This is a genomic window from Candidatus Nitrospira salsa (assembly GCF_965152625.1).
In genome coordinates this window covers 1375526-1401069 of the sequence record NZ_CBCUCO010000002.1, presented here as the reverse complement: position 1 = coordinate 1401069, position 25544 = coordinate 1375526, and the positions used below count along the sequence as shown (strand labels likewise).

Genomic DNA, 25544 nt, shown 5'->3' with positions numbered 1-25544 from the left:
ATGATGAACGACAAGACTACGACTGACGCCGAAGGGAGGCATCTTCCCTCCACTCCAAGTGAGTCATTGGAAGTTGTTAGCTCGTCAGAAAATCCGGTCCGTCTATGACTTTCAAACGATTTCGTATACGTTCCGCGCCGGCTTCTTTCGCAATCTTCGTGGCGCGTCGCCATTCGATGATGGACGGGACTTTACCTGTGAGAGTGATCACCCCATCGTCGACGACAATAGTGATATCCTGATCATAAAGACGAGGATCCCACCATATCGATCGTCTGATATCTTCCCAAATTTCTTCATCACTTTTCTGCATTGAAGAGGATTTAATCTCTAGATAATTTAAAACTTTGGTGACACCCTTCACTGTTGCTGCGGTGCGAACCGCTTCTAAGATTTCTGTCGGAGACTGTAGATACCCTTCGATGGAAATCGTTCCATTTCGTGCCATCACGATCAGGTCATAGCGGTCAATCATAGGATGTTGATTGAACGCGTTCTGAACTCGACGTTCCAACGCTTCGTCATTGGCTGGATCAGTTGATCGGACTTTTATCAAATTACGCACACGCCAAATCCCGACGGTCTGCCTGGCTGCCTCTTCCGCCGCATGTCTGGCGGCGACATTATTTACAATGCCTGTCAAGATCGCTGTACCCTGCTTGACTTGAATCGAGATGTTGACATGATGAAGTCGAGGACTATAGGAAAACGCGTGACGTATGGCTTCTTCTTTTTGAGTGTTGGATGAAACCCGTTCTGTTGGATTTTGCAGCATTCGGTCACGTGCCCACCATTCCACCTCGAGTTGTTCTACATTCACGGAAGTGACACCATTGACCCACGCATCTGTAAAGGCCCGATATTTTTCTGCGAGGCTACCGACAGACCCTGTTAAGGTGACTTGGTTTTTCTCAACAATGATACCAATGAGCCCTTCGTGGACCCAGACATCGGATTGAAGCCGACGAATGATTTCGGCTTCGATTTCCGAATCTGACCGAATCGTGACAGGATTGACCGTGATCTCATTTCGAATGTTCTTTACCCCCTTGACCGATTTGGTCACCGTTTCACTTAATTGTTTTTCTTGCCAGCTTTCCACCATCCCACGAAGAGTCACCGTGCCATCGTCCACCTGAATGGTGAGTTCATAGGAGTCTGCAGCCGGATCATCGGCCAATGCCGTGTTGACGTTCTTCTTGATGATTTCATCTTCGGGTTGGATAAATGGTTCCACCGCAATCAGATCGATTATGGCTCGTACTCCACGCACACTTTCAACAATTTTTTCTGCTCGGTCCTTGGCGAGTAAATTGTCAACGTTTCCGGAAAGGGTCACAATGCCATTCTCTGTCGTGACATTGATGAAATTAGCTGGGACGTTCTCTTCAATAATAAAACGGCTTTCTATGGCTACGGTGATGTCCTTGTCGGTAATATTCAGGGAGTCGGATTCAGCTCTGCTCAGATTCGGAATGAGCGCTATGGAGATAAACCCGATGAGCACAATTTTTAGAATATATGACTTAATTTTCGACGGCTGTAGCATTGTCTTCCCTCATTGAACCGCTCAAGATCTGTATTAAAACAACCACTCCCATTCATTAGCTATGATTCAAAATTCTAAATTGTGGGATGATGTACGATTGCCCTCCTGTTCATTTTTTCGGGATACTTTGTCGTTCTTGCTCTAAACTTTTGTATCAACTTTTTTCCCACTTTCGTACTACCAATAACCCTGGTGGTGCTATTGTTCAGTTCTCCTCATCCTCGTAGTATAGGAACGACATGTTTCACATGGAGGGGGTACTTCATGGATAATCAGGTATGCGGACAGATCACGAGGCGGCTTATGGCTTGGCTCGATGAGGGGGAGGAGAGCCATGCACGAGTGGCACGGAAAACCAGCTCATGGAATCGCACTCAGGAGTATAGGATTCTGATCGTGGGGAGAGAGTCGAAAAATTGAGTATGGTTGATTGAACACCTTGTTTTCAAGAAACCAATATCACTCACCTCTGTACAACTCACAGCAGGCATCGTGAACGTTTCATGACTCTCCAGACTCAGAAAAATACCCACAAGTCATTTAAATGGGTCATCGGTATCCCGTATTTTGTCCAAGGCACGAGTTATTTTACGGAAGTTCCCATTCTGTATTTCATTAAAAATGTCCTGGCCTTAGGTGATACAGGTGGACAATTATTCAATTCACTCAGAAGTCTTGGATGGCTTATTAAACCCGTGTGGGGGTATATTTCCGATCGGATTCCCCTGTACGGGTACCGACGCAAATCCTGGTATATTCTCATGGCATGCCTGGCCTTGGGATTCTGGTCTTTCAGTGCGGGGCTTTCCCTGGCTGGTGTTCGTATTCCGCTACTCTATTTATTCGTTTTCAATTTTGCATTCACCACTTATGCATTTGTCGACGTGGTGTGCGATGCGCTCATGGTCGAGCGTGGTCGGCATCTTAATCAGGTTGGTTCATTCATTAACTTTCAATGGACGGTATTAGGATTGGCGACTGCCGCGGCCATTTATCTTGGGGGATGGGTTCAGCAACAAATTTTAGTAGAAAAATTCGAATACTGGATCGTCTTTCTCCTCACGGGAATTCCACCTCTGGCCACGGCCTATGTCGGATGGCGATACATCGAAGAAACTCCTGTTCCACATCAGATTGAGCTTCCCCAATCTGTTCCATCATGGCAACGCATCAGACTCTTTCTTCAGTCGTTACCACATCGATTTTCCCAGTTTCGCGCAAACAATCGAGTCATTTGGTTTCTGGTTCTCTTCATGTTTTTTTGGAAATTCAGTCCCTCGATTGGCTTTATCGAGCGTAGCTATTTAATTGACGTGCGCCATTTTCGTCCCACTTCTTTTGGAACCATTCTGTCTGTTGGGGGAATCACGTTTTTCCTCTCAGTCCTCACGTATCGCTGGGTGGTGAACCGATATCACTCTATTTCATGGGATCAATATCTTTATGCCGTCGTGACTCTGGCTGTGATTTCTTTCCCCTTGAGCTTTTATCTCTATTTACATCCACAACATCCATGGTGGAATGCATTCGATGTTTTCAACTCCTGGCCGGAGAACCTGAACCCATTACCCGAATGGAATCGATATGAGTGGTTTCGGCTACTTTTTCAGACATTCTTTGGCTTTGCCACTATTCCGGCATTTATCATTCCGCTGACGTTGGCCGGAGAGACGGTGAAACTTCAGTATGCTGGTGTTGGTTATGCTTTTCTCATGTCGTTGGCTAATGTCACGGATATGTTCGAAGGAGTCATTGGGGCAGGGCTCTATACGCTTTTTGGCAATCCATCAATGGCTTGGTTGCTCTCATCTTTTTCTGGCAGTTGGCTGGATATAGCGGGAGTGCCTGATGAACGAACCCTTATTCTACAAATTTTTGTGTATATCAGCATGGTGACCACATTGCTGACCATTCCTTTTATTCTCCTTCTCAAACGAGAATTCGATCGACAAGGTATTGCCATCACACTCGGTGAGATGAAGTAACAAAAAAATACATTGTGTTTGTCAGAATGATTGGATGACACCCGTGTCTGCTTCACACTTTTATAAAGTTTTCGTGCAGAAAACTCCTTACGGCAACCTGCAGCGCAATTCAAGGCAAGATTCTTTTCAAGACACTCAAAAGTCATTCTCCTTGCGAGTGCCGTATGTGAATGGCGAATTCAACAAATTCCATTTTGCCATCTCAATGTCTTACACAGCAGCAGGAGCTGTTATGTTCTTTAGAAGATTGTCCACGACGTGATTTTCAAGGGTCTCCTGTTCCAGAAGCGCTTCAGCCAGGGCATCTAATGATGTTTTATTCTGTGCTAACAATTCTTCAACGTTCGCTTCGATATTCACCACTAAGGATTGGGTTTCTTCATCAATAATTTGCGCCGTATGTTCGCTGTAATCTTTGTCCTGGGCTATTTCTTTTCCCAAAAATACATGTTCTTCTCCCAGCCGATAGGTGAGTGGGCCAAGTCGTTCGCTCATTCCCCATTGACATACCATACGCTTTGCTAATTTTGTCGCTTCTTTCAGATCGTTCGCGGCTCCTGTCGTATATTCGTTAAATATAAGTTTTTCGGCGACTCGTCCACCTAGTAAAATAGCTAAACGATCGCGCAGATACCTATATCCGAGATTGTGTCGGTCTTCAGCAGGAATTTGTTCTGTCGCTCCGAGGCTTCGTCCTCGTGGAATGATTGAAACTTTTCGTAGAGGATCGGCATGAGGCATGAGCTTCGCCACCAAGGCATGGCCACTTTCATGATAGGCCACTATACGTTTTTCATCATCGGTGATGATGTCCTCACGCACGGCTCCCAGTAGGATCTTATCCAAGGCCTGGTCGAAATCTTCATTTTCGACTTTCTCTTTGTGCTTTCGGGCGCTGAACAGTGCTGCTTCATTGGCGAGGTTTTTTAAATCTGCTCCCGATAACCCCACGGTACGCCGCGCAACATGTTCGAGATTGACATCCTCATGTAGAGGAATATTTCTGGTATGAATGAGAAGAATTGCTGTTCGAGCTCGTTTATCTGGAAGATCAATCGTCACATGACGATCAAATCGACCTGGGCGAGTTAAGGCCGTATCCAGGACATCAGGTCGGTTGGTTGCTGCCATCACCACCACGGCGTCATGGGCATCAAACCCATCCATTTCTGACAGTATTTGATTGAGGGTTTGCTCCCGTTCATCATGTCCGCCCCCCAACCCTGTTCCTCGAGCTCGTCCGATTGAATCGATTTCATCGATAAAAATTATCGCGGGAGATTCTTTTTTCGCGTTCGCGAATAAATTTCGCACACGGGATGCTCCCACACCGACAAACATTTCAATAAACTCAGACCCACTCAGACTAAAAAATGGCACATCGGCTTCTCCTGCGGAGGCTCTCGCTAGCAATGTTTTTCCGGTTCCTGGCGGTCCGAGCAATAACACCCCTTTGGGTAGCTCTGCCCCAATGGACTGAAATCGGGACGGATCTTTCAAATAATCAATGATTTCTTGGAGATCTTTTTTAGGATTTTCTAATCCCGCCACATCATGAAATTTCACCTTACTTTCACTTTGTTCGAACCTTTTGCCTGGAGATTGCCCAAACCCCAAGATTTGACCTCCCATTCTATCCTGTACTTTTTTTTGGGCATACACGATCAATCCAAAAATCAATATCCATGGTAACCAGGAAATGAGCAAGAGACTCCACCATGAATTTTCTTGTGTTTCTGCATGGATTGTCACATGTTGTTCTTCCAAGCTTGGCATTAACGCGTCATCACCAACAGAAGGAAGCGTCGTTGAAAAGGACCGAGATGTACGCTCTTCCCCCTCGTTCTTCATCACCTTCACCGTATTCACGAATTCTCCTTGAATTTGATCGCCTTTGAACACAACTTTTTCGACATTTCCGGTTCTCACCTGCTGTTTGAATTCAGAATACGATACTTCTTGTGTGAACACATCCTCAAACGGTCCACTAATCGTTGACGCGAGCAACCACATGAATACAACAGTAAGGAAGGGGAACCACAGTGACCGGAATGATTGACGTGGTGAGTTTTTATGATCAGCTTGATGAGGATGATCGTTTTCTGCGTCATGTCCCTTTTCCTGTGAAGAATGAGACAGGAAAGATTTTTTAAATTTGTTGTTCAACATAGATCATCACCTCTCGCTCGATAAGATGAAGCGAGGGGATAGGGGGTTGTTAATCTAACGATTGGAAGGAACATATCATGACTTTTAACATTCGGTACCTGGGAATTTCCCTGGTTTCCTTTATTTCACCTAGTATGCGTGCCTATTTCTAGCGTTTTATTGCAGAACCAAAAGCCTAACTAGTCCTGCAATCGTCTATTCGTGTGACTAGGGAAAGTGAGAGTTCCCCTATCCTTCCTCGCGGTACATAGTAACAATGCAATTTAAGAAATGCGTGATATTTCTTCTACTTTCCACCATGGAGGTGAGTTATGGCTAACGCATCCTTGACAGTGAAAGATGTCATGACATTTGGGACTGAAACGGTTCAAGCGAAACAAAGCATTATGGAAGCGGCTGATAAAATGCGTCAATGTGACATAGGCATTTTACCTGTTGTAAACGATCGGGAGTTAGTGGGAATGATCTCTGATCGAGATATTACCGTACGATCAGTTGCTGAAGGACGTGACCCCAACACCACCATGGTGCAAGATGTTATGACACGGAATTTTATGCTGTGCCATGAACATCAAAAGCTCGATGAGGCGTCTCAACTGATGAAGGATAAACAAGTCAGAAGACTGCTTGTGGTGAATGACGATAAAGAAGTCGTCGGCATCATTGCCCTCGGAGACATCGCGAACAGTCCTATGAATGGAGAAATGACTGGAGAAGTTCTACAAGGTATTTCTCAAAGTCGTATGTAATATATTAAGTTAAAATGTAAAAGGGTGGAGTAAGTTATACACATCATATTATCAATCTGTCAGATATGTGGTCCTGGTGATTTCTCCGCCATAGGCCCATTCTTGTCTTATGGAGAAGATGAACTCGCATGTGAAGTCGACAACTTCTGTTCCGGTTCCTGAGGTATATTCCTGTGAGTTACGACTTTTTCGAGTGCGAGTGGCTGGGATTGCAGTCGAACGGTGTCGATCCTCCCAGCCACTTCTAGACAAGCCAACCATACAGTAGAAACGAACGTGGCTTTTTATTGTTGTTCTGATGAACTTGCTGTCACGTCATTCATCGATTGATTGCTCTTGTTTTCCTCTTTTGTTTCGGCGGTAAGGGTTTTTAAATTCTCATTGGCATCTTGACTCGCATTTCGTAAAGCCTCTTGTTCATAATTTTGGGATCTTCCTGGATCATTCGCGAGAGATTTCCCTGTCACTGGACTTTCTAAAGCCTTCATGGGATGACCAGGATGTTCCGGTAGTAAAGCCGGATTCGCCAATGCGAGGGCTGCCCATGCGGTCGTGCAAAGAAGGAAACTTCCTCCTGCCGTGATATGTTTAAACGTTTGCATAAGTCCTCCTTGAAATGATGAGATAATAAAGAATAACGATAAACTGTTTTTTCAGTGTATGCTCATGCAACAGAAAAACAACTGAGGGAAACCCTTGCACACTTGATGACGAAGGCAAGAGGTTCTCAGCACCGCTTTTGGTTTTTTGGGGGGGAACATTTACCTATTCTGTCCTTGATAGAAAAAGTCTGTCCTGGATAGAGAAAGGACGGGAGGAGGGCAACGCGTGGCTCTCCTACACCCAGATGATAGCTCTCATAGATTACAGGCCGGTTTCTTTTAAATTTCTCAAAATTGTGGTGGCAATAGAAAAATAGAGAATAAGGCTTGTGACGTCTGCGGTTGAGGTCACCATGGGGCTGCTAGCCACAGCCGGGTCCACATGGAGTTTTGTCAACATAACTGGAAATAAGACACCGATAAGGTTCGACGCGAGCACAATTGCAGCCATTGAAAGCCCAACCGCCAACCCAATGCTGGCTTCGCCTCGCCAGTAGCCGATCAATCCAACCCCAATGCCTAATGTGATGCCCAGGATACTTCCAACAAATATTTCCTTGGTGACAGTCGTGAGCCATTGAGAGACCTTAATATCTTCAGTGGCTAATGCTCTCACCATCAGTGTGGCTGCCTGCGCACCGGTATTGCCTCCACTTCCCATCAAGAGTGGAATAAAAAACGCTAAAGCCAAGGCCGATGCTAACGTGTCTTCAAACATCACAATGACACCCGATGCCGCCAGATTCACCAACAGGAGTGCTCCGAGCCAAGGGATTCGTTTGAGATAAAGAGCCCAGATACTCGATTCGCGATAACTATGTTTCAATGGCTCCACTGCAGCGCCTTTTTGGATGTCCTCAGTGGCTTCTTCCTCCGCGACATCGAAGACATCATCTATCGTGACAATTCCAAGTAATACGTCATGATCGTTGATGACGGGAAGTGCAAAAAGATCATATTTCTGCATTTGACGGACGGCCTCTTCTCGATCGTCTTGAGCCGATAGCGCAATAAACGTATTATTCATGATTTGCGCGACCGTCTCGGAGGGCTGGGCCAATACGAATTGCTCTAATTCAAGCGCATCTAACAATTTCCAGTTTTCATCCGTCACATAAATTGTACTGATGGTTTCACTTCCTTGTCCTCGTGATCGAATGTGACGAAGTGACTGCTCAATTGTCCATCTGGGAAGCACGACTACAAAATCGGGGGTCATCAATCTTCCAACACTCTCTTCGGGATATCCGAGCAATTGACGGGCTTCTTGAAGATCCTGTGGGTTAAGAAGACGAAGCAGTCGTGACAGCGTTTCTCGAGGAAGGCCTTCTAATAAGACAGTTCTATCATCAGGCCGAAGTGTTGTTAAGATTTGTTGGGTGTCTTCGTCAGTCAATTCAGTCAGCAACGATTCTTGAAGACTTGTTTCGAGATAGGAAAAACTTTCTACGGATTGTGAGCGTGGAAGCATATGAAAGAGAAGAACTCTATCTGATTGTTCGAGATTCGAAAGAACTTCAGCTGTTTCTGGGGGAGGCAAAGTCGAGAGGTGTGTGTTCAATGCCCGCCAGTCTTTTTGTGCAATAAGTTTCTCTAGGTCAGGGTTCGTCATAATGGTTCCCTCTACAATCCGTTTGATTATCTTCTAAGCTGCTTGGTGTCCAAATGATCCGAACTCTTCATGTTGAGTGATTGGAGGCCATGACCTTCACATGTACGAAGATGTGCTTCACTCATCCCGATTGGTTGATCCCATCTTAATTTCGACGAGGTGAAGACCTCGAAGGATGAACAACACCAACATAGTCATGCCTATGGCTAAGATGAATTGATCAATGGCCACACTGACACCAATGCCGGCCGCGACCAATATTGAAGCTGCTGTTGTGAGCCCGTGGATTTTCCCATCAGAACTCCCGCGAATAATGGTTCCCGCTCCCAAGAAACTAATGCCAGTAATGACGGCTTCTATCAACCGAATGGGATCCGTCCGCAGGATATCGTGAGAAACGGATGAATCAAAATGAACGACCAAGATGTCACCCATTGACACGAAGAGTGCGGATGCTCCAGCAACTAAGATATGTGTGCGGAGCCCAGCCGGGCGATCTGCGAGCTCACGATCGAGTCCAATGAGTCCTCCAAGGACCATCGCGATCATGAGTTGTCCCAATATGTGTATTTGTATCCAATCGATCGTCCATTCATTCATGGTGGCTATCCTTGAGAAAATGGGTCATCATGTTAAGACTGTCATGACTCACCGTTGGCAATCGTTACTGATTTCTAAATGACGGTAATATAGAAATTCTCGTCGTTTTTCAACTCTATGCAACCCTGGTTTGGTGATACCCATTTGATGACCAGAAGGACCCAGAACAACCCAGAACAACATATGATGCGGCAGGACTCATTGAAGAGTATCGTATGAGTCTTATCTCTTATCTCGATGTTTTCGTTGGATTATCGTGGCAGAAGAACGCCATCCTGATTGGACTACGCATATGTGCCTAGTCTTGCATAAGCGTGCAGACTAGGGTTGTGCATAGTACTTGATTTGATATGTTGCCTCTATACTGGATTGAGTACTTATCTGATCCATCATCTTGTTTAATGGCCCAGAGAGAATTCCTAAACCATGAAAGGGCGATGCACATGACTAAACCGCTCCCTCAAACTCAAGCTCCGGATTTGCAGGTCAAGACGGTGAATGGAAAAACCTGGACACTTTCAGCTCAACATCCGAGTACTTTTACGATGATTGTCTTTTATCGAGGCCTCCATTGTCCGGTTTGCCAAACCTATTTGAAGGATTTAGAAAAGAAGCTGGATGAATTTACCAAGAAAGGAATGGATGTGATTGCCGTAAGTGGTGACGATGAAGAGCGTGCCAGTACTTCACAAAAAGAATGGGGCCTTAAACGATTGACGCTTGGTTATGGGCTGAGTGTAGATTCCATGCGTCAATGGGGCCTGTATATTTCGAAGAGTATTAAAGAATCAGAACCGTCAATATTTTGTGAGCCGGGAGTATTTTGGGTTAGGCCGGATGGCGAGTTGTACTCTGCCGTCATTAATAGCATGCCGTTTGGACGACCAAGTTTTACAGACTTACTCTCCACCTTGGATTGGGTGATGGACAATAAATATCCAGCGAGAGGAGAAGCGTAAATTCATAAAAACTGGTTGTGATGAAGCCCACGGTTTATTCAAGTTTTCAGAGTTCAAGTAAGTCGGTCAGATTCTATTGAAAAAGGATACATTTATGAATCATTCTTATGTCAATTCTATACGGAAGTCGATGTATGCTCTCATTGTTACCCCCAACTCTCGAACACCATCATGTCTTAAAGGTGAATATGATAGGCCTATGGGTTTAAAATTCACTACGCCAAACCCAAATCCAGACCCTCCCAATCCAGGCCCCTCTCCACTGCCTGATCCTTCGCCGCCGTTTCCAGATCCCAATCCCCCTCAACCTCCGGGACGACCTCCGCAGCCCATACCTCCGGTCCCCCAGGCATGAGCACTTCTACGGATGATTCACTAAACTATTCCAGGTATGTGGATATTGAGCAATTCTGAGTATTTACACGTGTATGGGTAGACAGGGCAAGGGTTTTTATGAGTTCAGGTGAATTGCTTCAAAATGGTAGTCTACTCGATAGTTAAGCTTGGTGGTCAATTCTGATTCGTAGTCCTTTTTTACTGGTCAAGAAGAGCGGTGTTTCACCATACAAGGAGGTGATACATGTTACGAAGTCTCAACGCCATTCAAGGGTTCACCCTTGAGGCCACAGACGGTGAGATCGGAGAATCGAAAGACTTCTTCTTTGATGATCGCGAATGGATGATTCGATATCTCGTTGCCGATACTGGAAAGTGGTTGCCAGGCCGATTAGTGTTACTGTCGTTAGAATCCATCGGCAAGCCTGACTGGAGCAGTCATCACTTTCCAGTCAAATTAACAAAAGATCAAATTGAACGGAGTCCAGGGATAGAAATCGATAAGCCTGTTTCACTTCAGGAGGAATCAAAGCTCGTTCAATATTACCAGTGGCCAGCGTATTGGGGAGGGATTGATCCATTGTTCCCTGCTCCCGTGGGGATGGGTGCGATCCCGGCAGTAGAAGATCATGACGTGAGGGATAGGTGGGACACCATTTCAGAAGAGCAAGCCAACCCTCATTTGCGAAGCATTGACGAACTCATAGGGTATGTCATTAAGGCTACCGATGGGGAAATCGGTCATGTAGAAGATTGTATCGCAGATGATGATACATGGAACATTCGGTATTTTGTGATTGATACTCGCAATTGGTTGCCAGGAAAGAAAGTACTTGTTGCGCCAGACTGGATCAAAACCATTCAATGGTCAGATCAAACGGTTGAAGTCGATATGACACAGGAACAAACCAAGAATTGTCCAGAGTATGATGCGTCTATGCCGGTCAATCGTGAATTAGAAGTGCGTGTCTACGATTATTTTGGACGACCCACGTACTGGAAATGACAAGCTGTTGAGTCCAGGGAATGTAGACCTGAAGGATTGTTGATCATTGACCTTATTTTCAAAAACGACTCGTTAGTCATCATTTTTTTGTATAAAACGGGGGAGTGGAATGACCATCACGGCAGCAGAGTTGTTGATCCAGACCGTTCATGAATGGGGCGTGAATGTGATTTTGGGCATGCCTGGAGATGGGATTAATGGGATCATGGACGCCCTACGAACTAGACAGCAGGAAATTCAATTTGTCCAGGTTCGTCATGAAGAAACTGCTGTGCCTATGCGAAGTACACCGGAAAGCTTGGCGTGTGTCTCGCGACATCTGGGCCGGGAGGTATTCACTTGTTGAACGGTCTTTACGATGCGAAGCTTGATGGTCAACCTGTGTTAGCCATCACAGGATTGCCCTATCATGATTTGATTGGGACGAAGACGCAACAGGATGTCGAGCTGGATAAATTATTTACGGATGTGACCGTGTACAATGCTCGTGTCATGGAGGCTGCTCATGTCAAAAATGTCTCGGACTTAGCTTGTCGAGCAGCACTGGGTTACCGCGGTGTCGCGCACATCACATTTCCAGTCGATTTTCAAGGGATGGAAGTCTCAGAACCAGAAACTCAACGGAATGTGTCCCAGCACACTTCGAATGTATTTGTGGTGGAGGCCGGTCTACCAAATAAAAAGAATTTAGATCTTGCTGCTGACATTCTTAATGTTGGAGAAAAGATTGCGATTCTCGCGGGGCGGGGAGCGTGAGGGGCTACAAAGGAACTCGTTTAGGTCCAGTAGAATCCTGATTCATGACATTCTTGAGGAAATCAGTCTTGGTTTTGCTTGTCATGACTTCCCTCCCAAATTCCCATCTTACTCAGTTAGATAACGTCGGGTTCATCACATTTCTCATTTTCCACATTCATAAATTTAATGGTCAAAATGTGCCGTGCCGTGTATTCGTGTCATGATGGCCTGCATCCGACGCGTATTATCCATGATGTAATGGTTCAGAACCCTTTTCCAAAACCCGTGAATGCTTAGGTGGATCGGTCTGAAGCTTTTCGTGCGTCGCTTCCGCTTTCAATCCTTCACTTTGTTGACCTTCATGTTGCATCGGTTCACGCGGGTCAGATATTTCTGTGGGTTCATTGATCTCAGGCTCATTGACTGATTTTTTAAAGCCTTTTATGGCCTTTCCGAGTCCTTCTCCTAGTTGAGGAATCTTTCCTGCCCCAAAGATAATCAACACAATAAAGAGGATCAAGAGTAATTCCATCCATCCAAATGAACCAAACATATTTTTCTCCCTTTCTTATGCGATGTGTTCTGTCTTTTTGCTTTTGAAGTCCATCTTCCATAGAAGTCTTTTGACAGAACACCGATGGTGTTATCTCAGAATGCTTCTTCTACGACCTTCATAAACCACTCATTATTACTTTTGATGACCATGCAATCAATTATTGTCTCGAAAAACGAGCAATGGTCACTTCATATAATTCTTCAAGTTCTTCTAATGCTTGTTCAATACTCAACTGCAGATCTTCTAACGGAGTATCGCGGTTGGAATTCTGTTCTTCTATTTGTTTTTGCAGTTGCTCTCTTTTCATCTCCAGCGTAGCGAGAGCATCCTGTAGTTCAATATTCGCCTCTTTTCCATCTTGCAGTGCTTGTTTCTGTAGTTGCCTATGCTTTTGTTGTAACGCATTCATGGACGTTTCTATGGCTTGACTATACTCATCAAACTTGTTCTCAGTGAACTGTTTAGTTGACTCAAGTGTATCTTGAACATTCTCCTTGACCTCTTTTTTCAGATGTTTTGATTCTTCCTGGGTACGCATATCTGAGTTATCACAACTTGCCGTGAACAATGCGAGATTCATTATCATAACATTTAATAAGCGATTTGGTTTTCTCATTGCGTCACCTCCAAACTAACCGGTCTCGTTCATTTTATGTTTGCCGTTATATCAAAACTTCACTGCCGGGACAGTAAGGTGCCTTGTGAAGTCACAACCAGCGAACGCATGTATCCACGCCCTTCTCTTTCTTAGTGGACGATAAGGTCAGCGGATGCTCAGGCTTCCTCCCTCTTGAATAGACGGGACCATCATTTCTCAGAAATTATGAATTTTACTTAAACATTACTAAACCGTGTATGTTGTGGTTACTAGATAAAACCCTAGTCATGTTTACGATAACGTCTAGTTCTCCACGGGAGGACGGAGATCGTTGCCCGTGATCTTTACTAACTATTCGATTTGACATTGTTTATGAACAACGTCGTGCAGGAAATGAAATGTTTCACTGAGTTGACACACGGAACCATCGCTCTTGGAGGAAGCGATGGTTGTTTGTGTTGCCAATTATGCGGTCACGTAGTGAACGCTCAATGAATGTCTTTTACTATTAAGATCTGAATCCAGAACCTGCTGGAGTTTATGATTGAGCAAGCATGTAGGTATTCGTCATCATTATTTTCCGCCTTCGACGAAAATCTGAAATGGCAAGATCTTGAACATGTCTAAACATATTTGTACGAGTCTAATGATCGAGTGAGCCGTGTTCGTTGCATTTCGCCTCTTCACAACAACGAATCTTCATGGTATCGTTCGGCGTAGATTCGATATTCTCCTATAAAGAAAGGATAGGTATGCCTACTCAACGTCACGCCAAACGTACCGTGAAAAAAGTCGCCAACACTGCAACCAAAGCCAAACGTACCGCGAGTAAAAAGACTGCATCTGCCATTCAGCAGGCCAAAAAGAAGGTCGATCGTAAGACAAAAAAGACTTCTCAGGCGATCTCCGGCGCCAAGAAAAAAGCGGCCACTACGGTCAAAACCACGAAAAAGGAAGTGGGGAAGAAGGCTACGCAAGCTTCTCGCACATTAACTGATGCTAAGAAAAAAGCGCTCAAGTTGAAGCAGGCTGGGAAAAAGAAAGCTGCCGTTGGTCTCAAGACGGCCAAAAAGAAAACCCGAACGGTGAAGGGGAAAGCCCAGGGAGTGGCGAAGAGAACAGGTGAAGCTGTGGGGAAAGCTGTGGGGAAAGCTTGGGGCACTGCGGAGCGCGTGGCCAACGAAGCGGTGAAAGCGGGGAAAAGACTCATCGATTGAGTTCCATGAGTCTTGCAAGGTTTTTTGCAAAGTCGATGATGTCGTTGTCTCATCTCTGAAGTCCTTTCTTTGAGTGAAACTATTCCATAATAGGTGTTTCGTTATCAGCTATGAGTGCTAAGATAATATGAAGAATGAGTTTTTGCCCATCGTCTGATTAACGATTCTGTTGGAATGAAGAACTGATGCCACACCCAAACTCTCCACGTCCATCACGTTCAACAAATCAAGGAAATTCCCCCGACGTGGGCCCTCTCGGCGCAGAAGAATTTTCAGAAAATGTTGAACTCAACTTTCAAGATGATAACTCGGGTGTCTATCCTCAGGCTGGTCAAGGTCAGACAAGACCGCCGACTATTTTTGTGATTTTCGGTGCACAGGGAGATCTGACAAAACGAAAACTTATTCCTGCTTTATACAACCTGGCCGTCAGTCGTCATTTGCCTCAAGAATTTGCGATCCTTGGAGTTGATGGTGTTTCGATGAACACCGAAGATTTTCGTGTCAAAATTCGTCGAGATATTCAAGAACTCTCAACTCACCCGATTGAATTGACGATTAAAGAGTGGCTGCTCGACCGTTTGTATTATCTGTCTGGTGATTTTCGCAATCCACAAACCTATGAGCATTTGCGGAAAATGCTTTCCGAGTTGGATACTCAGTATGGTACGGGCGGAAATTATCTCTATTATATGGCGACCTCTCCATCATTTTTTGGAGAAATTGTCCAAAATCTCGGAGCCAAGGGGCTGGTCGCACAAGAGAACAAACAAGCTCGACGCATCGTCATTGAAAAACCATTTGGCCATGATTTGTCGTCTGCGCAGACCTTGAATTCCACATTGCGCAGTGTGTTAGATGAAAAGCAGATTTATCGTATTGATCATTATCTGGGGAAGGAAACGGTTCAGAATATTTTAGTATTTCGATTTGCCAATGGCATTTTTGAACCTGTGTGGAACCGACAATACATTGATCATGTACAAATTACGGTCGCGGAAACTTTAGGTGTGGAGCATCGGGGCACATATTATGACAAGGCTGGTGCATTACGGGATATGGTTCCCAATCATTTGTTGCAGATTTTGGCCTTTGTCGCTATGGAACCCCCGAATGCGTTTGATCCCGAAGCCGTCCGGAATGAAAAAGCTAAACTGCTTCGCGCGATTCAGCCGATGAATCCCATGGAAGTCTTGCAGTCAACCGTGGCCGGACAATATGGAGCAGGTATCTATAATGGGACTCAGGTTCTTCCTTACCGATCAGAGGACAATGTGGCTTCAACGTCCTTAAGAGAAACCTATACGGCCATGACGTTGTCAATTGAAAGTTGGCGATGGGAAGGTGTGCCATTCTACTTACGAACGGGGAAGAGACTGAAGAAACGAGTGACCGAGGTGGTCATTCAGTTTAAATCCGCTCCATTGATGTTGTTTCGAAAGACTCCCGTGGACCGATTAACTCCGAATGTTCTAGTCATTCGGATACAACCTGATGAAGGTATTTCTTTGAGCTTTGGAGCGAAAATTCCCGGACCACAAGTTCAGGTTGGGAGTGTGAACATGGACTTTCAATATGCTGATTATTTTGGCGACGCCCCGAGCACCGGGTATGAAACCTTGCTTCATGATGTGATGGCAGGTGACGCGACACTCTTTCAACGGAGTGATAATGTTGAATTGGGATGGAGTGTGGTCGACCCGATTCTGAAGGTGTGGGATAGTCTAGGAACACATGCGATTCATTCGTATTCCGCTGGAACGTGGGGGCCGCCTGATGCTGACGCTCTGTTAGCCAAAGATGGCCGCATGTGGCGAAACTATGAATGATCCTGCCAGCATGCGTCTAAGCTTTCTTTGCAATTCATCAACGCATGGCTGAAGATTCACTGACCTTATGACCCTAAAAATGTTTCGTGATCATGTCTATGATCGTGATGATTTGAACGTGTGTAGGGCAGGGAGTACTTATTGTTGTGGTGTGCTGAAATCTGTTGATTGGTGTTGTGAGTCCACACACATGGACCCGGGTTGTTGTGCCACGGTATTGGGTAGTTTTAGGGTGAATGTGGCTCCGGAACCGTTTCCATCGCTCTCTGCATGAAGTGACCCTCCACAGTTTTTGGCGGCGATGGCGCTGCTGTGAAGACCAATCCCATTCCCTTTCGTTTTAGTCGTAAACCCTTGAGCGAAGATGCGAGTGAGATGTTCTGATGGAATTCCCACCCCGCTGTCTGTAACCTGTATTTGCAAAAATCCCTCTTGTTCAGGACAGGATTCAATACGCAATGTCAGGCGATGATGCTCCCGCTCTTGAGCCATCATCGCTTGCTTGGCATTACAAATGAGATTCACAAGGATTTGCAACACTTGATGTTTGTCAACAACGACTTGCGGAAGATCGGTATATTCTTGGACAATCTCAATGTGATGTTCCTCTAGTTCTCGACGACTGATCATGAGGGCCTGTTCGACCAAATCAGCAAGACGAACGGGTTCCTGCATCCCGCCTGGTTTCGCGATATTTTGTTGCGCATTAATGATTTGTATGACGTGGTTCACTTTGGAAACCAGGGATTCCGCTTCCGTGACGGTCTGTTGAACGCGAGAGGATAAATCTTTGCCAAGTTCTTCAAGATATTGTGGGATTAGTTTGCCTTTAGGGTCGTTCGTGAAAAACTCGCCAAGTTGATCATGATGGGTTTGCAGCATGGTGGCGACAAGGCTGATTTCCTGGACATGTGACTGCCGTAGAGATTGGCAGATTAATCCGGCCGACACATTGATACTTGTCAGGACGTTTCCCACATTATGGAGAATATTGATGGCAATATCAGCCATGCCTAACTGGCGAGAGGTTTCCAATAGTTTTGCATGGAGTGCTTCCCGTTCGACCTGAGCCTTTTTCCGCTCTCTGGCATGACGGATCACTCGTTCGAGTAGGGGGGCGTCAATTTGCCCTTTTATGAGATAGTCTGCGGCTCCCAGTTGTATGGCTTGGAAGTCAATGTGTCGATCAGTGGTTCCGGTCATCATGATAATAGGTGTTTTACAGCCATACTGAAGTGCGTTATGTAACAACTCAAGTCCGGTACGAGCGCCAAGACAGTAGTCGAGTAGACAGACATGATGATGGCTTTGCACAATTGAAGCGTGCGCCTCTTCATAGGAAGAAACCCAATCAATCTTAAAGTCGACACCTCGGATATTCGAGAGGAGCGAATGCGCGATGATGGCATCATCTTCTTCGTCTTCGATGAGTAGGAGGTGAATGGTCTCAGTTGCAAATTTTTGATCAATGGTTGTGGTCATGTTGCGATCGTCTTTTTCGAAAATATCACGTGCGTCGTTGTTCACCCGGTGACGGACAAATTTACGTTCGGGTGTTCCAAGGCGGCTCGGACTGTGGCGAGGAGTTCTTCGAAATCGAATGGTTTTTCGAAAAATGCTACGGCACCGAGGTCGAGTGCTTGTTTATGTAAATGTGGCTCTTTGCTGGCAGTCAGAAAAATAATGGGAATGTGAGCGGTCTTTGTTGAGGATTTGATGCGCTCAGCGATAGTCAATCCATTCCCTCCGGGCATGGTAATATCAAGAAGCATGAGGTCTGGAGGTTGTTCCATGGCTTTTTGAATGGCCATGATCGCATCATAGGCGGCAAGGACATGATAGCCTTTGGCATTCAATCGAACGCTCAAGGCTTTCACGATACGTTCATCGTCTTCGACAACCAAAATATTTTTTTGCATAATGGTCTCTCTTTCTCGCTTCTTCTACGATTCGGGTTGAGGGGATTTACGAAGAGTAAAGAAAAATGTACTTCCCGTATCAGGGGAACTTTGCACTGACAGCGTTCCGCCATGAAGCTTCACCAATTCTTGAGAAATATAGAGCCCAAGTCCCAAGCCGGCGACGGATGGTGAGTCATCATTTCGAATTTGATAAAGACGATCAAAAATATGCTCAAGCTGGTCGTTGGCAATACCAGACCCTGTATCAGAAACGGCAATTCTCACCCGTTCCTCATCCACGACATCATGGGTGACCTCAACTTTTACCTTTCCGCCTTTGGGCGTGTATTTCAAGGCATTCCCTAGAAGATTATTCAAGATTTGACGAATGCGGTGTTGATCCATGGCGACCGTCGGTAGATCAGGCGCAAGCGAGTATTCAAGGTGAATCTCTTTATGCTGTGCCATGGGAACGAGAGACGTCGCAACCTGATGAATCAAATTGTCCAGTAAGTCTGGTTGAGGATTGACACTGAGTTTCCCGGTTTCTAGTCGCGTAATGTCAAACAGATCATTAATATTTTGTCGTAACGAATCACAACAGCCGTCAACAATTTCTAAATATTCTTGTTGGGTTGGAGTCAGCGGTCCCGCGAGGCCTTCGAGCATGATTTCAACAAATTCACTGGCCGCGGTGAGGGGCGTTTTGAGCTCATGAGCGAGCACATGATAAAACCGTTGAATTTCTTCGTTTTTTCTTAATAAGTTGGCATTGGCCTGTTGAAGTTGGTGATGATGATCGTCAAGATTTTTTTGAAGCTTGCTCTTTTCGACGGCATGGCGAATAGCTCGTTCGATATTCTCGGAGGACATAGACCCTTTAGGAATATAGTCTGATGCTCCTGACCGCATAGCTTCCAATACAATCGATTCACTTCCCTGTCCCGTGAGTAAAATGACGGGTGCCTGAAGTCCTCGACCATGAATTTCATGTAAGATTTCAATGCCTGTGTGGGGGCCGAGCTGATAGTCGACAAGATTAATATCATGGGTATCTTCTTTGATCATCGCCAATCCACGTTCATAGGATTGCTCCCAGTCCATCTCGAAGGGTGAACCAGGAACATCGGCAAGTAATGTTTGCGTGATGAGGGCATCATCTTCATCATCGTCAATAAGTAATACTTTCAATACGTCTGTTCCAGGATTTTGGGACGACCTCATCGATTTATCCTCATCCATCTGCTCATCTGTTGGTTCACGTTTGCATTACATTCATGCCTGTTCATGGCTATTGACACTATGAGCCGACAACAAAAGAAAGGGGTATACAGGATACGTTTATTCCGATGGAGGAGACGCAAGCGTGGAGGGGAGGTTGTGGTAAGCGGCAACCGGGCGTACCTCTGAGTGAACGATGTTTCACTGGGTCCCTTGGCTTTGCGTCCCATCCTCACGGATGGTTTGCTTTTTTCACTATATCTTCTGTTATCGGTTTGCCTGAGCGAAGCTTTAGGCGAAGAATGTCAGAGGCAAGAATGGCGAGAGACGTCATGGAGTTTTGGAACAATAAGTGTGTCAGTGCTCATGTCGAGGTGTTGAGTCAGTTCATTAAAGACAGGTCGGGCTCAAATGTGTCTCATCACTATATGGGGCACATTCTTAAGCCGAGGTAACGATAGGCCGAACAATATAATATGAGGGACTACACGTGATCCCAGCTCAATTGCCTTCAAATGAAAATCAGCGTCTGGCTGCGCTTGCTCGATATCAGGTTCTTGATACGATGCCAGAACCATCGTTCGATGACTTGACGAAGCTCGCTGCGTATATTTGTCAGACACCTATCGCCCTGATCAGTCTGATTGATGAACACCGCCAATGGTTTAAATCGAAAGTAGGCATAACAGCAATTGAGACCCCTCGAGACATGGCCTTTTGTGCTCATGCCATTCTTGAAGCAGGAGTGTTTGAAGTATCTGATGCGTTAACCGATGTGCGCTTTATGGACAATCCTCTTGTCACCGAGGATCCAAACGTACGGTTTTATGCGGGCTCGCCTTTACAGACTCTCGATGGGATGCCGATCGGTACGCTCTGTGTGATTGACCAAGTCCCTCGCTCATTGTCACAGGAACAACGAGTGGCCTTGTCTGCCGTCTCGAGGCAAGTCATGACTCAACTCGAATTACGAATGCGCCTTGAACAGGAACACCAGTATAAAGACTATTTTGAATACCTTTTGGAAATTGCCTCGAACGGGATGGTCGTGATTGACCCGGATGGGACGATCGTTCAGGCGAACACGCACATCTTCCAGCAATTTGGTTATAGACGTGAAGAACTGCTTGGTCAAACGATTGAAGTCCTTATTCCCGAGCGCTTTCGTCACCACCATCCTCACTATCGAATGGCGTATTTCGACTCACCTTCTATGCGTACTATGGGGAGCGGCCGTGACCTCTATGGCCTTCGAAAAGATGGCTCAGAGTTTCCTCTCGACATTGGATTGGCCCCTCTCGTGACGTCCAAGGGTTCTCGTGTGTTGGCTTCCGTCATCGATACGACTGTACAAAAACAGACCATGGAAGCCTTATTACAAAGTGAGTCCCTCAACGCACTCATCTTACAGTCCGCGGGAGACGGCATTTTCGGGCTTGACACTCATGGGAATACGACTTTTGTGAATCCGGCTGGAGCGGCTATGTTGGGATACACGTCAGAGGAATTACTTGGAGTCCCCATGCATGTCACGATGCACCATACCAAGCCGGATGGATCTCCGTATCCTCGTGAATCATGTCCGATGTATGCGGCGTTCAAGGATGGGATTGTTCATCAGGTGGATGACGAGGTTCTCTGGCGCAAGGATGGAAGCAGTTTTCCCGTCGAATACACCAGTACTCCGATTCGTGACCAAATGGGTACGTTGCAAGGTGCCGTTGTCACATTTAAAGACATTACCGATCGGCAACAGGCGGAATTCACCTTGCGTGAGCGAAACAAAATGGTGGCGCTGGATGCGGAGGTCGGACGTGTGATCCAGCAGAGTCACGATATTGAGGGAATGCTCCAGGGGTGCGCTGAAGCCTTGGTACAGAACCTTGATGCGGCCTTAGCCCGTATCTGGATTCTCAATACTTCCGAGCAAATACTGGAACTACGGGCGAGTGCAGGGCTCTACACACACCAAGACGGAGCTCATGGGCGAATTCCTGTCGGTCAATTTAAAATCGGGAAAATCGCCTCTGAGAAGCGGCCCCATCTGACAAACGACGTGATCGGAGATCCGCGAGTACCAGATCAAGAGTGGGTGAAGCAGGAAAGCCTGGTGGCGTTCGCTGGATATCCATTGATGAGCGGTCAGAATGTCCTGGGTGTCATGGGGATGTTTTCCCGGCGTCCATTAACGGAGTATGCCTTACGCAGTCTCCAGACTGTGTCAGATCGCATAACCACCGCCATTGAACGTCATGCGGCGGAACAAGCACACCTCAAACTTTCCGAATTGAATAAACAGATCTTGAATTCTTCTGGCGAAGGTATCTGGGGATTAGATCTTAACGGAAAGACGACCTTCGTCAATCCTGCCGCAGCACAGACGTTAGGGTATGAACCGGCTGAGCTCTTGGGGACGATGATGCACATGAAGGTTCACCACACCAAACCTGATGGATCTTGCTATCCAGGTGAAGACTGTCCGATGTACAAAGCGTATTTATTAGGAGCCACCCAAACTGTCGAGGATGAAGTCTTGTGGCGCAAAGACGGGACAAGTTTTCCTGTCGAATATACCAGTACCCCAATTCGTGATGATCGCGGACAGCTCATTGGTGCCGTGGTGACCTTTCGAGACATCACTGAGCGAAAACGCCATCAAGAACAACTTAATCGTGTGATTGAAGCTGTGCCCAGCGGGTTGCTGATAGTCAATGAAAACGGCGCCATCGTCATGGCGAATCAGACATTGGAAGAACAGTTTGGGTATGAGCGAGGCGAGCTGCTTGGCCAGACCGTTGAATGTTTAGTGCCGGAACGGTTTCGTGAACAGTATCCAGATTATCGAGCCAGAGTTTTTGCTCAACCTGAGGCACGAACGTTTGGTGAGGAAAGTCATCTTTATGCGCGGCGGAAAGACGGATTGGAATTTCTTGTGGAAATCGGCTTGTGTCCGGTTCCGTCTGAATCAGAAATTTTGATGCTGGCGTCGGTTAAAGATGTGACGGCGCGCAAAAAACAGGAAACTACCTTGTGTCAATACATGGATGACTTATATCGCTCGAATCAGGAATTGGATGACTTTGCTTATATTACCTCCCATGATCTGAAGGAGCCCTTACGAGGAATCTATAATTATTCAACGATTCTCCTTGAGGATTATGGACATCAATTGAATGCAGAGGGGCAGTCGCGCTGTGAGACGCTTCTTCGCTTGTCGAAACGGATGGAGGATCTGATCAATTCACTTCTCTATTACTCTCGAGTGGGACGTACTGAACTTGCGGTGACGTCGACCGATGTTCAGAAGATTCTGGATGAGATCCTGGATTCCCTGGATATCCGGTTACAGGAATGTGGCGTGGCTGTCCGCATTCCGAGGTCTTTGCCCATTGTATACTGTGATCATGTCAGAATTGGGGAAATCTTCCGCAATCTAATTACCAATGCGATGAAATATAACGATAAGCATGAGAAATGGATTGAGATCGGCTACTTCTCCACTACGGATGGAGCCCCAGACGTTGCGTTTTCTGACAAGAAGAGTCAGACGGAATCATTTTTCGAGACGCCAAAGACGAGGAGCGAGATCGATTCCGAGCGTGATGCGTCTCTGGTCTTTTATGTTCGCGATAATGGGATTGGAATCAAAGAGAAACACCTCTCGAGCATCTTTCGTATTTTCAAACGCCTCCATGGACGTGAGAAGTTTGGCGGTGGGACGGGGGCCGGGCTGACGATCACGAAGAAACTGATTGAACGCCATGGTGGACAAGTCTGGGTCGACTCGACATATGGGGTTGGAAGCACGTTTTTCTTTACCTTACAAAGGAGTGTGCCTGATGGGATGGACGCCACAACAACCCATTCTCTTAGTTGAAGATAGTCCTGAGGATTATGAAATGACGGTGCGGTCTTTGCGCGCGGCTGGAGTGGCCAATCCCGTGGTCCAATGTACGGATGGGGATGAGGCGTTGGACTATCTTCAGACGAAAAAAATGAATGCGAAGGATTCAGGCACTCAAGTCCCTGGAATAATTTTTCTTGACCTGAATTTACCAGGAACCGATGGACGTGAAGTGTTGACGGAAATCAAACGGGACGAGTATTTAAAAGTTATTCCCGTCATTATCCTGACGACGTCCACAGATGATCGGGATATTCGTGCCTGTTATGCATTAGGTGCAAATAGTTATATCCAAAAACCGTTAGACTTTAAAGGATTTATCAAAGCAATGACTCGATTAAAAGACTATTGGTTTGAAGTCGTGGTGATGCCGAATATGGAAGGACCAACATGAAGACATCAGAAATCTGTGTATTGATCATTGACGATTCGTCGGAAGACCGAGAAGTCCTTCGTCGTCATTTGAGTAAGAGTCCTCAACGGAATATCCGGATCATCGAATCTGACTCCAGTGACGAAGGCTGGGAACTCTGTCAGACCGAACACCCTGACTGTATCTTGATAGATTATCAAATACCTGATGCTGACGGACTAGAGTTTATTTCCTTATTGAACCAAAACGAACAAAGCCAAAACATTCCGGTGTTAATGCTGACCGGGCAAGGTGATGAAACGGTAGCTTCCGAAGCATTAAAGAGTGGCGCAGCGGATTATCTCGTTAAAGGAAAAATTACGGCAGAAGGTATTGTTGGTGCAGTAACGCGAGCCATTGAAAAGGCTGCATTGATTCGCAAGACAGAACAGCAGCACCTTGAAATCGAGCGATCTCAGCAAGAGCTTGAGCAATTTACTCATCGCGCGTCACATGACTTACAAGCGCCGGTGAGAAGAATTATTACATTTTTAGAATTGCTTCAAAAGGAACTGAATGGCAATCTTAGTGATCGTTCTCAGGACTACATTGCCCGGTCTCTTAAAAGTGCCTACCATATGCGACGGTTAATCAAAGCCCTTCTTGATTATTCCCTGTTGGGAGGTGCGGCGAAACCATTTGTTTCGGTTAACCTGAATCAGGTTGTACAGGAAGCCTTGACTCAACTCGAACAGTCCATCCAGGAAACGCAGGCAAATATTACTGTTGCGAGTTTGCCTACTATGATGGGCAATGAACTCTTTCTTCAGCAATTGTTTCAAAACCTTATTGGGAACGCGCTAAAGTTTCGGAGCGAAAAGCCTCCTCGTATTCAAATTTTTGCGAGTGATATTGGAACGAAATGGAACATTACTGTCAGCGATAATGGCGTTGGCATTCCCGGGGATGCCACTGAAAAAATTTTTGCTGTTTTTCAGCGCTTAGATAATGGGTCAAAAACTGATGGTTTGGGAATCGGACTCGCCTTGTGTAAAAAAGTTATGGAGATGCATGGTGGTAGTATTTGGGTCGATTCGGTTGAAGGAGAAGGCAGTAAATTCTGCATGACTTTTTTGAAGGCTGTTTCACCTGAAACCAAAGCCCCTTCTTGTTTGGGACGTGTAGACGCTTTTCCTCATGCTCGGTAATGGTTGTTTTGCTGGGGTGAAGATCTTCATGCGATATTGACTCATTTCTTGATAATCGACCGTCAGGATTACTGAGATGTTTAGCGTCATCCTTCCTTCTTACTCCTCTTCAGATCTTCACTCTCTTCTCAAACTGTTCATAAGCCGGATTTTGAAGCCATCGAGGGCAATACTTTTTCATCCGGTTCCAAAGGATACTTTCCTGAGCCATCCGTCATCATCTTAAACGTATTGTGAGTTGTGAAGCCGCAGGTCATGTTTGAGGTTGTCTAGATGAATGCATCCTCCAATCATTGTCTGCTAGACCTCTTTTATTTTGTGTCAATCTAGGCCATGAGGGCCTCAGTGCGGTAGAGAAAATGAAGAGTCTTCCCGAAAAAAATACCAATGAGAAAGCAGAGTCGATGAGAAATCGTATGAGAGGCAAACGGCAAGTACCTAGAGCGGATTCGT

At 45.9% G+C, this 25544-nt stretch carries 20 protein-coding genes, 1 pseudogene and 1 riboswitch; of the genes and pseudogenes, 10 read left to right on the top strand and 11 right to left on the bottom strand.

Translation table 11 applies throughout. The features are described 5' to 3' along the window. Window positions 1-76 precede the first annotated feature (76 nt). Window positions 77-1549 (bottom strand): BON domain-containing protein, encoded by a 1473-nt coding sequence (locus ACWQXP_RS08245; protein ID WP_454062344.1) that lies wholly within the window; start codon window positions 1547-1549, stop codon window positions 77-79. A gap of 503 nt (window positions 1550-2052) precedes the next feature. On the opposite strand from ACWQXP_RS08245, the gene ACWQXP_RS08240 reads away from it, so the two are divergent. After that, entirely contained in the window at window positions 2053-3534 is a 1482-nt protein-coding gene (locus ACWQXP_RS08240) for a hypothetical protein (protein ID WP_454062343.1), read from the top strand. A gap of 210 nt (window positions 3535-3744) precedes the next feature. Here ACWQXP_RS08240 and ftsH read toward each other — a convergent pair whose 3' ends face one another. Further along, entirely contained in the window at window positions 3745-5703 is a 1959-nt protein-coding gene (ftsH, locus tag ACWQXP_RS08235; RefSeq protein WP_454062342.1) for an ATP-dependent zinc metalloprotease FtsH, read from the bottom strand. A 311-nt stretch (window positions 5704-6014) separates the two neighbouring features. Between ftsH and ACWQXP_RS08230 the strand changes: the two genes are divergently transcribed. After that, window positions 6015-6452, top strand: a complete 438-nt coding sequence (locus ACWQXP_RS08230) for a CBS domain-containing protein (RefSeq protein WP_454062341.1) — start codon at window positions 6015-6017, stop codon at window positions 6450-6452. A gap of 284 nt (window positions 6453-6736) precedes the next feature. Here ACWQXP_RS08230 and ACWQXP_RS08225 read toward each other — a convergent pair whose 3' ends face one another. From ACWQXP_RS08225 to ACWQXP_RS08215, 3 genes are all read right to left on the bottom strand, one after another. Further along, window positions 6737-7054 carry a hypothetical protein gene (locus ACWQXP_RS08225; protein ID WP_454062340.1) on the bottom strand — a complete coding sequence of 106 codons (318 nt, stop codon included), beginning with the start codon at window positions 7052-7054 and terminating at the stop codon, window positions 6737-6739. A gap of 262 nt (window positions 7055-7316) precedes the next feature. After that, a complete protein-coding gene (gene mgtE, locus ACWQXP_RS08220; RefSeq protein ID WP_454062339.1) occupies window positions 7317-8666 on the bottom strand; it encodes a magnesium transporter in 1350 nt (449 codons plus the stop codon). Between the two features lie 117 nt (window positions 8667-8783). Next, a complete protein-coding gene (locus tag ACWQXP_RS08215) occupies window positions 8784-9266 on the bottom strand; it encodes an MgtC/SapB family protein (protein ID WP_454062338.1) in 483 nt (160 codons plus the stop codon). A gap of 443 nt (window positions 9267-9709) precedes the next feature. Between ACWQXP_RS08215 and ACWQXP_RS08210 the strand changes: the two genes are divergently transcribed. After that, window positions 9710-10225 carry a peroxiredoxin-like family protein gene (locus ACWQXP_RS08210; protein ID WP_454062337.1) on the top strand — a complete coding sequence of 172 codons (516 nt, stop codon included), beginning with the start codon at window positions 9710-9712 and terminating at the stop codon, window positions 10223-10225. 215 nt (window positions 10226-10440) lie between these two features. Here the strand turns inward: ACWQXP_RS08210 and ACWQXP_RS08205 are convergent, their stop codons facing one another. Continuing rightward, window positions 10441-10578: a hypothetical protein gene (locus tag ACWQXP_RS08205; RefSeq protein WP_454062336.1), complete on the bottom strand. Its 138-nt coding sequence runs from the start codon at window positions 10576-10578 to the stop codon at window positions 10441-10443. Window positions 10579-10805: 227 nt separating this feature from the next. On the opposite strand from ACWQXP_RS08205, the gene ACWQXP_RS08200 reads away from it, so the two are divergent. Next, window positions 10806-11567: a PRC-barrel domain containing protein gene (locus ACWQXP_RS08200; protein ID WP_454062335.1), complete on the top strand. Its 762-nt coding sequence runs from the start codon at window positions 10806-10808 to the stop codon at window positions 11565-11567. A 109-nt stretch (window positions 11568-11676) separates the two neighbouring features. Continuing rightward, a pseudogene (locus ACWQXP_RS08195) lies at window positions 11677-12323 on the top strand (thiamine pyrophosphate-binding protein). A gap of 226 nt (window positions 12324-12549) precedes the next feature. On the opposite strand, the gene tatA reads toward ACWQXP_RS08195, so the two are convergent. Together tatA and ACWQXP_RS08185 are read right to left on the bottom strand one after the other, a co-directional pair. Next, window positions 12550-12858 carry a twin-arginine translocase TatA/TatE family subunit gene (gene tatA, locus ACWQXP_RS08190; RefSeq protein ID WP_454062334.1) on the bottom strand — a complete coding sequence of 103 codons (309 nt, stop codon included), beginning with the start codon at window positions 12856-12858 and terminating at the stop codon, window positions 12550-12552. A 160-nt stretch (window positions 12859-13018) separates the two neighbouring features. Next, entirely contained in the window at window positions 13019-13477 is a 459-nt protein-coding gene (locus tag ACWQXP_RS08185) for a hypothetical protein (RefSeq protein ID WP_454062333.1), read from the bottom strand. Window positions 13478-14211: 734 nt separating this feature from the next. On the opposite strand from ACWQXP_RS08185, the gene ACWQXP_RS08180 reads away from it, so the two are divergent. After that, window positions 14212-14676 (top strand): hypothetical protein, encoded by a 465-nt coding sequence (locus ACWQXP_RS08180; protein WP_454062332.1) that lies wholly within the window; start codon window positions 14212-14214, stop codon window positions 14674-14676. 185 nt (window positions 14677-14861) lie between these two features. Further along, window positions 14862-16505 carry a glucose-6-phosphate dehydrogenase gene (gene zwf, locus ACWQXP_RS08175; protein WP_454062331.1) on the top strand — a complete coding sequence of 548 codons (1644 nt, stop codon included), beginning with the start codon at window positions 14862-14864 and terminating at the stop codon, window positions 16503-16505. Between the two features lie 138 nt (window positions 16506-16643). Here the strand turns inward: zwf and ACWQXP_RS08170 are convergent, their stop codons facing one another. From ACWQXP_RS08170 to ACWQXP_RS08160, 3 genes are read right to left on the bottom strand one after another with little or no spacing between them, the layout of a single operon-like run. After that, window positions 16644-17987 carry an ATP-binding protein gene (locus ACWQXP_RS08170; RefSeq protein WP_454062330.1) on the bottom strand — a complete coding sequence of 448 codons (1344 nt, stop codon included), beginning with the start codon at window positions 17985-17987 and terminating at the stop codon, window positions 16644-16646. A gap of 41 nt (window positions 17988-18028) precedes the next feature. Then, entirely contained in the window at window positions 18029-18424 is a 396-nt protein-coding gene (locus ACWQXP_RS08165; protein WP_454062329.1) for a response regulator transcription factor, read from the bottom strand. Between the two features lie 24 nt (window positions 18425-18448). Beyond that, window positions 18449-19630: an ATP-binding protein gene (locus ACWQXP_RS08160; protein WP_454062328.1), complete on the bottom strand. Its 1182-nt coding sequence runs from the start codon at window positions 19628-19630 to the stop codon at window positions 18449-18451. 162 nt (window positions 19631-19792) lie between these two features. Then, window positions 19793-19885: riboswitch (cyclic di-GMP riboswitch) on the bottom strand. A 232-nt stretch (window positions 19886-20117) separates the two neighbouring features. Here ACWQXP_RS08160 and ACWQXP_RS08155 point away from each other — a divergent pair. The 3 genes from ACWQXP_RS08155 to ACWQXP_RS08145 are packed head-to-tail and all read left to right on the top strand — an operon-like array spanning window position 20118 to window position 25091. Further along, window positions 20118-23504: a PAS domain S-box protein gene (locus tag ACWQXP_RS08155; protein ID WP_454062327.1), complete on the top strand. Its 3387-nt coding sequence runs from the start codon at window positions 20118-20120 to the stop codon at window positions 23502-23504. Then, window positions 23467-23925 carry a response regulator gene (locus ACWQXP_RS08150; protein ID WP_454062326.1) on the top strand — a complete coding sequence of 153 codons (459 nt, stop codon included), beginning with the start codon at window positions 23467-23469 and terminating at the stop codon, window positions 23923-23925. The genes ACWQXP_RS08155 and ACWQXP_RS08150 overlap by 38 nt, the downstream gene beginning before the upstream one ends. Continuing rightward, a complete protein-coding gene (locus ACWQXP_RS08145) occupies window positions 23922-25091 on the top strand; it encodes an ATP-binding protein (RefSeq protein ID WP_454062325.1) in 1170 nt (389 codons plus the stop codon). Before ACWQXP_RS08150 ends, ACWQXP_RS08145 begins: the two co-directional genes overlap by 4 nt. Window positions 25092-25544: the final 453 nt, after the last annotated feature.